The organism is Candidatus Laterigemmans baculatus, from assembly GCF_010367455.1.
In the GTDB taxonomy this organism is placed as follows: Bacteria; Planctomycetota; Planctomycetia; order Pirellulales; family Pirellulaceae; genus Laterigemmans; species Laterigemmans baculatus.
This window is the reverse complement of sequence record NZ_WRPR01000016.1, coordinates 24,247-35,620: the sequence shown is the minus strand read 5'-3', so window position 1 is coordinate 35,620 and position 11,374 is coordinate 24,247. Positions and strand designations below refer to the sequence as shown.

11 protein-coding genes and 1 tRNA gene are annotated in these 11,374 nt (G+C 60.8%); 4 read left to right on the top strand and 8 right to left on the bottom strand.

Annotated elements, in window-relative coordinates:
* Positions 1-76: 76 nt before the first annotated feature.
* The 4 genes from GNK13_RS03210 (at position 77) to GNK13_RS03195 (ending at position 2,971) form a co-directional block, all read left to right on the top strand.
* Positions 77-919 (top strand): integrase core domain-containing protein, encoded by an 843-nt coding sequence (locus GNK13_RS03210; protein WP_164100996.1) that lies wholly within the window; start codon positions 77-79, stop codon positions 917-919.
* Between the two features lie 146 nt (positions 920-1,065).
* Positions 1,066-1,287 (top strand): hypothetical protein, encoded by a 222-nt coding sequence (locus tag GNK13_RS03205; protein ID WP_164100995.1) that lies wholly within the window; start codon positions 1,066-1,068, stop codon positions 1,285-1,287.
* 11 nt (positions 1,288-1,298) lie between these two features.
* A complete protein-coding gene (locus GNK13_RS03200; protein ID WP_261345384.1) occupies positions 1,299-1,706 on the top strand; it encodes an HNH endonuclease in 408 nt (135 codons plus the stop codon).
* Positions 1,707-1,756: 50 nt separating this feature from the next.
* Positions 1,757-2,971 (top strand): integrase core domain-containing protein, encoded by a 1,215-nt coding sequence (locus tag GNK13_RS03195; protein ID WP_235934748.1) that lies wholly within the window; start codon positions 1,757-1,759, stop codon positions 2,969-2,971.
* A 359-nt stretch (positions 2,972-3,330) separates the two neighbouring features.
* Here GNK13_RS03195 and GNK13_RS03190 read toward each other — a convergent pair whose 3' ends face one another.
* From GNK13_RS03190 to GNK13_RS03155, 8 genes are all read right to left on the bottom strand, one after another.
* Positions 3,331-4,830: an HIRAN domain-containing protein gene (locus GNK13_RS03190; protein WP_164100992.1), complete on the bottom strand. Its 1,500-nt coding sequence runs from the start codon at positions 4,828-4,830 to the stop codon at positions 3,331-3,333.
* Between the two features lie 32 nt (positions 4,831-4,862).
* Positions 4,863-6,461 (bottom strand): YifB family Mg chelatase-like AAA ATPase, encoded by a 1,599-nt coding sequence (locus GNK13_RS03185; RefSeq protein ID WP_164100991.1) that lies wholly within the window; start codon positions 6,459-6,461, stop codon positions 4,863-4,865.
* Positions 6,462-6,841: 380 nt separating this feature from the next.
* A tRNA-Asn gene (locus GNK13_RS03180) sits at positions 6,842-6,914 on the bottom strand.
* A 191-nt stretch (positions 6,915-7,105) separates the two neighbouring features.
* Complete coding sequence (locus tag GNK13_RS03175; protein WP_164100990.1) at positions 7,106-7,537, bottom strand: ATP-binding protein; 432 nt, start codon at positions 7,535-7,537, stop codon at positions 7,106-7,108.
* A gap of 21 nt (positions 7,538-7,558) precedes the next feature.
* Positions 7,559-7,912, bottom strand: coding sequence for an STAS domain-containing protein (locus GNK13_RS03170; RefSeq protein ID WP_164100989.1), 354 nt, complete (start codon positions 7,910-7,912; stop codon positions 7,559-7,561).
* Between the two features lie 349 nt (positions 7,913-8,261).
* Positions 8,262-8,747, bottom strand: a complete 486-nt coding sequence (locus GNK13_RS03165) for a hypothetical protein (RefSeq protein ID WP_203545333.1) — start codon at positions 8,745-8,747, stop codon at positions 8,262-8,264.
* Positions 8,748-9,044: 297 nt separating this feature from the next.
* Entirely contained in the window at positions 9,045-9,530 is a 486-nt protein-coding gene (locus GNK13_RS21615) for a hypothetical protein (protein WP_235934743.1), read from the bottom strand.
* A gap of 324 nt (positions 9,531-9,854) precedes the next feature.
* Positions 9,855-11,258, bottom strand: coding sequence for a DUF6513 domain-containing protein (locus GNK13_RS03155; RefSeq protein ID WP_164100987.1), 1,404 nt, complete (start codon positions 11,256-11,258; stop codon positions 9,855-9,857).
* Positions 11,259-11,374: the final 116 nt, after the last annotated feature.

Below are 11,374 nucleotides of genomic sequence, written 5' to 3'. Positions count from 1 at the left end.
CCGCCACGGCAAGAAGCTCGGACCGGGCATCAAGGACCTAATCTCGATCGTCAGCTATTCGACGTTCCGCCGGTAGGTGCGGAGCATCGAAGAGACCCCGGAGAAGCGGCCGAAGTCGAAGACGGGCAATAAGCCCGGGCGCCCACAAATCGACGAGAGCCTGAGCGAGACGATCATCCGCATCCGGAAAGAGACCGGCTGGGGCTACACGAAGATCATTCAGGCGATGCTGCGGCTTGGCCACACGGTGTCCCGCCAGACCGTCAAGAACGTGCTCGTGGAAGCGGGGCTCGGGCCGCAGCCGCAGGACCACCCGGATACCTGCTCCGATTTTCTGAAACGCGACGCTGACACCCTGTGGCAATGCGACTTCGCCTGCAAACGAAAGTGGACGCTCACAGGCATGGTCGACCTGTATTTCCTCGTCTTTATCCACGTGGGGACGAGGCGAATCTGGGTCTCGCCCTGCACGGCAAATCCGAACGCCGACTGGACGACGCAGCAAGCCTGCAATTTCCAAATGCGTCTGCAGGAGGAAATCCTGCCCCGCGAGATCGTGCAGCGAGACCAGGACACGAAGTACGGAGCCCCGTTCGACGAGGTCTTCCGGTCCACCGGCTGCAAGATCAAGAAGACGTGCCCGCGGTCACCGAACCTGCAGGCATTCGTCGAGCGGGTGATCCAGACGTTGAAACACGAGGTCCTGAACGCGTTCTGCGTAATCAGCGAGCGGCACCTGGACCACATCCTTCATGTCGCGCAGGACTGGTACAATCACCGCCGTGGCCACACCGAACGGGACCATTTGCCGCCAGTGCGGGATGGTGGAGAGCCGCCTGCGGTCGACTTGGCGAAGCACCGGCTCGAGTGCTACAGCGAACTGGGCGGCCACCTGAAGTCTTACCGGCGGGCGGCATAGCCCCCCACACCAACGTAGGTGTGGCGACATGACCTTCGCGTTCCTGGGGCGAGACACTCTCCGCATCTGGACTGGCTTCTGTTCTTCGCCGACTTGCGGATGCACGCTACAATGGACGCGTTAGCCTGGCTTCCTGGAGAACGGAAATGAATGTGACGGTGGACGCCCCCCTGGAATGGGTTGAAAGCATCACGATGCTACGCCTGCCGGAACATGCTGACAAACGCCTTCAGGAGTTGATGGACCGAAACAACGAAGGTCAGCTGAGCGATCAGGAACGGGCCGACCTGGCGGCGCTCGCGGAACTTAGCGAGCAGCTTTCGCTCGTGCGGGCCGAGGCACTTCACCTGCTGCGGCGCAAACCGTAGGATCCCGTTCATTGCCGCCTAATCGTCAGCTAGAGGTCGCTGCTCGAGCCGGCAACCGGTGCGAGTATTGCCAAATGCACCAGTCGCTGCAGGGAGCCACGTTCCACGTCGAGCACGTCGTGCCTCGTTGCGCCGGCGGATCGAGTGAATTCGACAATCTCGCCTGGGCGTGCCCGAGCTGCAATCTTCACAAAGCCGATCGCATGAAGGTCGACTCGCCGGGCAGCTCTGAATCCATTCCTCTATTCAATCCGCGCACAGATTGCTGGTCTGACCACTTTGTCTGGGACGACTATTCGCTGATTGGGAAGACGAAGATCGGCCGGGCAACGATCCTCGCGCTAGCCCTGAATCACGAGCGGCGATTGCGGATACGGCAGGCAGAGCAGCTATTTGGCATGTTTCCGCCAGACGTTTGAAATGCGGACCATGAGTGCGCAGTTCTTCTGCGAAGTCGACGCTGGTGTCGATGCCGATGGCCATCAAGAAATTCGTGCGGAAGGGCAGAGCGGAAAACCGAGCAGATACGACTAGCAGCGATTGTCGCCACCTCCCCGTCCGCTCGCTAGGCGTCTCCCAGCCGCCGCATCCAGCCCCGCCAATGAACCTCGTGCTGCAGCCGTGTCATCTTCTGCTTCTGATCCTCGCCGGCTGGATGAACCGTGACCAACAAGAGGCAATTGATTACCTTCTCACGGAGATTGCCATCCTGAAGGAGCATTGCGGCAAGAATCGAATCCTACTGACCGATGACCAGCGGCGGCGATTGACGGTCAAAGGCAAAGTGCTCGGCCGCAAACGAATGCAGGAAGTCACCGCGCTGTTCACGCCGGACACGATTCTCCGCTGGCACCGCCAGTTGGTGGCGAAGAAGTGGGACTACTCCGACCGGCAGGAGAAGCGGCAGGGCCGACCGCGCGTTCGCCAAGCGATCGTCGATCTTGTGGTGAAATTCGCCAAGGAGAACCCGTCGTGGGGTTGCGATCGCATCCAGGGTGCACTGGCGAACGTTGGCTATGAGATCAGCGACACGACGGTTGAAAACATCCTCAAAGGCCAAGGCATCGAGCCGGCCCCGAAACGCAAGCGGACCGGCTCTTGGGAGACGTTTTTGAAGGCTCACTGGGACGTGCTGGCGTCGGTCGATTTCACCACGGTGGAAGTCTGGACCAAGTCGGGGCCGACGACCTTCTATCTACTCTTCTTTATGGAGCTGAAGACCCGCCGCGTCCACTTCGCCGGCTGCACGCCGAATCCGACTGAAGAATGGATGCAGCAGACAGCACGCGAGCTGACCAACTTCGAGGACGGATTCTTGAGCGGCAAGCGGTACCTGATCATGGACCGCGACCCGAAGTTTACCGGAGCGTTTCGAACCCTCTTGCGTGGCGAGGGCATCAAGTCCCTTCGCCTGCCGTCACGCAGCCCGAACCTGAACGCCCACATTGAAAGGTTTTTCGGCTCGCTCAAGCCGGAGTGCCTCGACCGGCTCATCCTCTTCGGCGAAGGGTCGCTCCGCAATGCGGTTCGCGAGTATCTGGTGCATTACCACACGGAGCGCAACCACCAGGGTCTCGACAACCGGCTGATCATCCCTTTCGAACGACCACTAGATCCGGAAGCTCCGATAGAGACCACCGAGCGCCTCGGCGGACTGCTCCGGTCGTACCGCCGAGCTGCGTGAGCTCAGACCGGCGGAGCTTCGTCCTCCGCGGATCATCAACGCATCTACCAACTTGTCAAAGAACTGTGGTCGTTCACTGCTGCGCCGCACAGGCGCACTCCGGCGGAATCGACCGCCACTTGGGCGTCAGCCGTCTCAATCTCGGCCGAAAATCGGCTGGTGTCTGAACTTCGCACCCATCGATTCCGCTGCTCAAACGCTCGGCTGAGTTTTTTGACAGGAAGGGTGCGTGCTCTGCAGCAACATCAGCTAGACCGCAAGGCGACTCACTGTGACCAGACAAAGGGGCCACGGCAGGGGCGGCAGGCCGATTTCTCTGATTTAGCCGATGGGTGCTCCACTGACGGACGCGGGTAACACTACAAGTAAACGCCGACGATGAGAGATCCGGCCGATGTAACCGCGTGTGCCTTTGCCTCCACGCTCGGCTTTCGGTCGAGAATCGGCGCGAACCACGAGGCGACGTCACGCTTCAGGTAGCCCAGTTGGTTCCGCGATAGATCGTACACCGCGACTGCGTTGGGATCGGCTGGATTGCTTGGCTCACGATGCAGCATGACCTCGTCACCGATATTCAGCCGTGCAATTAAAGCACTTCGATTCCCGACGAAGTCACCGACCACTCGGAACGTATATTTTGGGTCGGCACCGGAGTGCTGAATGCGACTGCCTGAGACGCCCGACACTGCAACGAGTTCAGCGTTGACAACCTCAGGGATGAAGCTGGACGTCGCCGCATGGCCGAGCACTGGCTGGCCGCTACATGCATGTTCGGCAACCAGGGCAAACTGCTCCTGCATCTCGGACATCGGGTTCATTTCCAAAAAGACACTGCGACCAGACGAGCGATTAAAGAGGACCCCGTCCGCGTAGCGGGTGACCTTCTGGACAGAGCTCAGTGTGAATTTCTTCGACTGTAGATCTCCGACCATGGAAAGCTGCTTTGTGGTCAGGTAGCCGACACCACTGCCAATTTCCTTCAGGTAGGAATCGCCGCCGAGCGGAATCCCGGCCGGACGCTTTAAGGACACGATCTCGTGCCACTGGACCGGGACATGAAAGAGCAGCTGTTCGTTTGAGCCTAACTTGAATGGCACAGAGCTCGCGGTGTCGGGCTGGTGATTACCGGAGTCCAGTTCGTAGGCGAGGCGGCAAAGTAGAATCCTGCGCTGATCGCGTTCCGAAAACTTCAGATCCACCCCTAGTGAGATGGCGAGCTGAGAGAGCTGTTCCTCCTCACGCGGGTCGAGAATGCCGTCATCGATAGCTTCCTCGAATACCTCCCTGACGAGTCCCTCACACTCACTCGAAATTGTCGCCTGCACCTCGTCTGCTGGAATGCCGGCCTTCAGGGCGAATTGCTCAACCGCTGCACGGTGGCCCGATGAGAGACTGCCGGTCTCAATTGCTGAGCGAATACCTCGTTTCAGCTTTGCACGATTTTGGAGCTCGGCTCTACGCCTCCGCTCTTCGGCCTTTTGCCGCCTTGTGTGCTCTGCCGCTCTCTGAGCGATCCGTTCCCGGACCAGAGAGAGCTTTACGCGTCCGAGCTCGACCCACGTGTCCTTCGTCAGCTCTGGGCTCATCACCTCGGTAGAGCCGTCGATTTGCTCGGCGTCGATGAGCTCAAGCAGTTGAGTGTCTGGAATAGGGCCAACCTCTTCACGCCCCCGAAGCAACCGCAATCTACGGTAGTACCACGTGGTCGTGAGTTGATCGTCGACCACCCGGTCGTGGTTGTTCACGAGCACGATCGGCTGGGCACAACTCGGGCACTTCCCCGAACGGCCGCGTTGCTCCTGCCGATAGCGAACCGGTTTCTCGCAAAAAGAACAGACAAAGACTTCAACTTCTGACATCGGTGAAGGGATCTCTCGAACAGTCTGTGCGTTCATTCCCGGCCAAATTTTAACATCAACTTCTCGGCTTCCAGAACGTGGGCGGCCTCAATCTGGTCCTGGTCTCCCAAATCCGCGATCGTCCGTGAGACTCGAGCCAATCTGTCAGCTGTGCGTGTCGTTACCGATGATTGATCGACGATCCGCTTGTACTCATCGAATGCCGAGGCGGTGAATTGGCAGTAGTCGGCAACGGTGCCCCCGGGAATCGCGGCGTTGCAACTAATCGAGGTTCCCGCGAACCGCTGGACCTGCTTGTCTCGAGCTCTCTGCACCGCGGCTCTCAAGCGATTGGACTCCCCGTCCTTTGTCGGAGCAAATCTCTCATCAGTCGTAAGTGGTCGCATACCGACCTGGAGATCGATTCGGTCGAGTAGAGGACCGCTGATCTTTTGCTGGTACTTTTCCACCTCGCGAACCTGACACGTACAGCGATCCGTCCCCGCATAACCACATGGGCACGGATTCATCGCGGCAACTAATGTAAATCTAGAGGGGAATTCGAGGCTTGCTTCCACTCGGGTGATCTGAATGCGTCCGGACTCGAGCGGCTGCCGCAGCGCCTCGAGCGTTCGGCGCGAGAACTCGGGCAGTTCGTCAAGAAACAACACGCCGTGGTGCGCGAGCGTGATCTCGCCTGGCCGGGGCGTCCCACTGCCTCCCCCAACGAGCGCAGGCATTGAAACGCTGTGATGCACGGTCCGGATCGGCCGCCTCGTGACGGCCTTCCCGTCGTCTCCCAATTGGCCGACTGCGGAGTAGATCCGCGTCAGCTCGACCATTTCCGATTCTTGCAGACGAGGGAGAATGCCCGGGATTGCAGATGCAAGCAGCGATTTCCCTTCCCCAGGCGGGCCAACGAGCAGCAGATTATGACCTCCGGCAGCCGCAATTACTGCTGCGCGCTTCGCTTCCTGCTGACCTCGGATTTTCCCGAAATCCACTGCCTTTTCGAGCACCGGCTGAAAGCGAATCGGCTCGCGCAGCGCGTTTCGGAGCCGCGACTTGCTTCGAAAGAAGTCGAGTACTTCCTCCAAAGTAGCTGCTGGATAAACGCCGCAGCCTTCGTGACCCGGCTTCGCCAGAATTAGAGCGCATTCCTTCTCGTTGCCCGCAGGCACAATCAGAGACTGTCCCGGCTTGGCATTGAAAGCGAGAGACAGCGCACCAGGGATCCGCCTTAGTTCTCCGTGGATTCCGATCTCACCGAACAGAATGAACTTGTCTTCCTTATCCTCCGGCAGGTCAGGAAGCAGCCCGGCCACCTGCAGCATCAGCACAGCAAGCGGCAAATCGAGCCATGAACCATCCTTTTCCAGTGACGCGGGGGCTAAGTTTATCAGGATCTCGACTGGCGAATGCGGGATGCCCAACTTGCTGAACGCGCCGCTGATCCGCGTGACGGCTTCTCGAACAGGCCCTCGTGGCATGCCCGTGACCTGGGCGCATTGAGCGACAGGACGCGGATGGTCCAGCACCTGAGTTGCCCGCCCCTGAAGCTCGATCTTGTGACCATCGATCCCGAAGAGAATGCCGCCGTGCAGCGTATGGTCGCGACGAAGCAAGTGATCATGAAAGCTGAATCTACCCAACGCATTCCTCCCGACCCGGCTACTGCTTGTGGGGAGAACTATACCCTACAGATGGATGCGGAGGAACTCAGGCGCAGCGGCAGCCTCGGCAGCACCTGTGAGTCTCGAGTTTCGACAACGGTCGCATCTGGGGTGCGAACCCAAGCGGGTTGTTAACTTGTGGCGGGCGTCAAAGAGAGAGCCGCGAGAGTTCGGGGCGAGTTTTGGCCCGGGAAGCGGTTTTGGGGACCGCCGCGAGGGCAGGCGAGAGCGCTCTCGGTTTCGGCCGACGCGTGCAAAGCGGCCAAAACACTGGGGAAAACACGAAAAAAGCCGAGGGCTTTTGCTCTCGGCTTTCTGTGTTAACTGGTGGGTCGGTGGGATTCCGACGATTGAAAAAGCTCCCCCGGCAGGACTCGAACCTGCGACAGGGCGGTTAACAGCCGCCTGCTCTACCAACTGAGCTACAGGGGATTGTGGAGCTTTCAGACAAGGGTACCACACTTTATCGGTGGTTGCCGCCCTGAGGTCCTGTGAAAATTACTCGATGCGGCCCTCGCGCTCAATGGGGGTTTCGGGGCTTGGCGGGCGGTTTTTCGGCTGACCGCGATGGCTCGGGGCGCGGGGCGGAGAAAGCTGTCGCCTGGGGCTTGCCGTTAAACGATTCAGGGGCTCGGGGGGCGGCGTTTGATCATCGTGACTCGGTTGCCGGGGGGGTGGTAGGTGACTTCGCTCATCAGCTCGTGGATCAGCATCACGCCGCGGCCTCCGGGGACTTCGAGACGGTCTTCGGCGCGGGGATCGGGGAGCGAATCGGGATCGAAGCCCGGGCCCATGTCGGCGATTTCGATCCGCACTTCGTCGGCCGTGCACGACAATCGCACCTGGACCGTCTTGTCGGCGGCGAATTCGTTGCCGTGGCGGATCGCGTTGACGATCGCTTCCTCGTAGGCGAGCTGGACGTGGAACAACTCGGCTGCCGGCCACGCGTACTCCTGCATGGCTGCGAGCAGTCCGCTGACGAGCTCGCTGCCGATCGCCGTCTCGCTCGGTATCGTTCGCTCAAGCGTCCAGCCGCCGGAGTCGTGCTCGGCCATTCGATCCAGACCTTTTCGACTTCAAAACATTGCCAGTCCGGCCGATTCGCTGCTGGCGATTTCGAACATCCGATCGAGCCGCGTGATCGCAAAGACTTCGCGGATCTGCGGGTGCAAGTTGCAGATCCGCACCGTGCCCCCGGCCCGTTTGACGCGGGTGTGGAGGGTGATCAGCTTGTTCAGCGCGGCGCTGGAGAGGAACTCGACTCCCTCGAAGTTCAGCAACAAGCGTTTCCGCTGCTGGATGTCGACCAACGACAACAACTCGGCTCCGAGCTGCTCGATCTCCGAAGCGTCGATGATCTTGCGGTCGACGAAGCGGACGACGCTGATATCTTCCTTATCGACGACCACCAAACGCTCGAAACCGGCCATGCATCACTCCGGGTAAAAACTCTCGACAGTCGAAACGGGCGGGACGGATCGCGGCAGTGCGATTCGCTCAAACCGCCTGCATCACCGCGCCCGTCCGGGGAGCCACCTCGGCGTGGCGTGGCCTAAAACTACTGCCTGCCGATGCGGCTGACAACTTGGGGGCCCGGTTTCCGGTTTCCTGACTCGAACGGAAGCAACGTGCGCACCCGGCCGGGGAAACAACCACGAATAACACGAACAACACGAATGGTGGCCACGGAAGGACACGAAAAAGCACGGAAAGAGGAGGGACGGCGGAGAGCACGGAGGCCGGTTTCCGGTGGCAGGTGGCAGGTGGCAGGGACGCTGGTTACTTGGCCGCTCGCTGAGCGTGGTCGAGGATCAGGAAGTTTTCGTCCATGAACTCGGTCAGCTCGCCCCCGACTTTCCAGCGGATGTCGTAGGGGTCTTCCTGAATCGAGCGGCAGATCCGCTCGAGCGTTTGGTTTTCCAGCAGCCGATAGGAGGCCTGGTCGTCGTCGGCGATGAAGGTCCACCGCCGCCCGATCTCGCGAAACGTTCCCACCAGCCCGGCGACGCGAGTCCCTTCCCGCGACAGCTCACCTCCCTTGGCAACGCTTCGCAGCGGGCTCGAACCATGGAGGGGATTCGAAGCAGCCGGGGAATCCGCAGCACTCGGTTCAGGCCATTCAACTCCGTAGCACTCGGGTCCCAAGCCGTTTGGGGCGCCAACGGTGAGAGCCAAAGCGAAAAACACCAACAGGACCCAGCGGGCTGAAGCGGTGAACTGCATCGGCCGCGGGGCCCAGAGGATCATCAGCGGTAGCAAGATCATCGATGTCATCCGAAGCGAATATGGAGTCGATGCGGGACCCGCGCGTGCGGGCCGCATCTGCTGCCAATCCTTCGGCGATCTTCTCCGCTCCCATCCCGGGAGGCGGAAGGTGGTCGTGCGTGTCGTGCTGTGCGGTGTGCGTTGTGTGGTGTGCGTTGTGTGGTGTGCGTTGTGTGGTGTGCGTTGTGCGAGGGCGCGTTAGCCCCACAGTTAACCGGACGCTAGCGCGTGGCGGCTGATGAATCGACCGGGCTGACGACCGGTTGATCCGAGCGAGGGGCGGGCGACGGGTTCGCGTCAGCCTCCGTTGCGGGGGATCGCGACCGCGTGTAGCGAGATCACCGTGCCGCTGGCGATCAGAGCCAAGCCCAGCCAGCGAGGTGGGGCGAAGCGTTTGGTGGGATTCGGGTGATACTGCAGCATCATCGTCGACATCATGTCGTTGCTCGCGACCGGCGTGCTCCGGGTGACCCGCGCCAACGCTCGCGTGGCCGGTTCGTTGAGCACGAACGATTCCACCATCCGGAACTGGATCCCCAACAGGATCAACAGGACTCCGAGCAGGAAATAGTGATTGCGCGTCATCTTCATCGCTACCGCCCGCAATTGCACCAGTGAAAGGAACGCGGCGAGTCTCCCAACTCTTCCAACAGTGTTGTGCATCGGCAGCTCGAGCCACAGCGAAAGAGCGGCTCGGCGAAATGTCCGGTCGCAATCGACGAAACGGTTTTGCCGGGAGCCGGGAGAATCACGGATGACGCGGATGACGCGAATGGTGGCCACGGAGGGACACGGAAAAGCACGGAAAGGGGAAGGACCGCGGATCGTGCGGAAAGGAAGAGGGACCGCGGATAGCACGGAGAACGCGGATGAGAGAGGGCGGGAGGAATGGTGCTGGGAAATTGGAATCGGATGGATGGTTGGCATAGAGGGCATGGAGGTGCCTTGGAGGACTCGGCGGTGCGCTCGATTCGAGCACGAGCACGATAAGAATCTGAAATCTGAGATCTCAGATTCCAGATCCCCTGAAACCTGAAACCTGAAACCTGAAACCCGAAGCCTGAAGCCTGAAGCCTGAGATTTCAGATCCCCTGAAACTGGAAACCGCTACCTTCTTCGGCGTTTGAGGCGGTGGTGTTTTTCGGGTTTGGTCAGGTGCCCCCAGCGGAGCGCCTCGTCCTGCTCGTACTGCTTGCCGAGCTGCAGGGCGGTCAGTGCCTTGCAGAGCTCGTAGCCGAGATAGAACGCATGGCTCGGGTCGACCGTGGCTCCTTGGGGCGTGGCGAGCAGTTGGTCGAAGAGCCGAAACGGGTCGCGGTCGCTGAGATGCAGATTCGCCGAGACCAAATGCAGCGAGGCGTCCTGGGCATAGAGCCGAAAGTTGTTGTCTCGGACCGCCTCGGCCAACCGCTCAAACGTTTCCGGCGGATGCGGCCTGAGCTGCGGATCGCGGAGGATGACTAGAGAATCGTCGACGCGTTTGGGAGGCACGCGATGGGCGACCGCGTAATGAACCAGCCGCCGCGCAAGGTCGCACTCGCGAACCGAGCTCCGCGCCCAGTTGATGACTTGCGTCGTCAGCACGCTGCCAATCCGCAGCTCTTCGCAGACCCCAAGCAGCATGACGTTGACGCCGGCCGAGTCGACGTCGGTCAGTTCGGTCAGATTGCCGATCCCCATCATCATCGCGTGATTCGGGTAGAGGCGGCGGACGGTGTGGTAGCGAACGAGGCTCTCGGCAAAGCCCATCCCGATCGGCTCGAGGATCGGATCGATCCGCAGTGGCACGCGCGCCGCATCGAGGATGGCGAGGGTCGCTTCGAGCGACCCGAGATCGGTCGGCGTGTCGGGAATCGCCACCACTTCGGCGCCCCAGTCGGCTGCGGCGTGAGCGTTCTGGCTGTTCACCGACAGCACTAGCGAAGCACCGCTGCGACAGGCCTCCGCGACCTCGACCGGGTCAAACGAATCGATCGACACTGCATGCCCTTCGCCCACGAGTGCGGCAACGGCTTCACCGACTCGCGACCAGCGAACTCCCGGATCACAGCCGACATCGATTCGATCGGCTCCAGCGGCGCGGAGCGAGGCGGCTTCGGCGAGCAGCTGCGGCGTGGTGTACCGCGGGGCGTGATTGATTTCGGCGATGATTTCAATGTCGAACTTCGAGAGGTCGCGTGGGGAACTTTTTTTCGCGCCGAGAAATTCCGGGAGCTCGCGCAAATCGCGCGGTCCGACGCGGACGCGGGCCTTTGTCACACGCTCGATTTCGCTCGTGTCGTCGCCGATGTAGCCGGGCAAAATCACCTCGGTCGTCGCCGCCGGGATGTCGATGTGGCGGAGCAGCCAACGAGGCGTGATCAAGGCGGCGACGGTGATCGGCATGACGCCGATCGTGTAATCGAAACCCAGCGTTTTTGAGGCTTCTTCGACCGTCGCGCGGAGCGCGTACTCGGCGAGCCGGCCGGTGACAAAATGCAGCTGGGGGCGCTCCGAATCACGCGCTTGCATGAACGACTCCGCAGGCTCAAAGGCCAGCTTCAAGGGACGAACGAATTGGCTTCGTTGTAGTGCATCGGTGCGTCCGCTTTGCAGGCCCGCAGCGAGCAAACCGCGTCGCGGAAGCG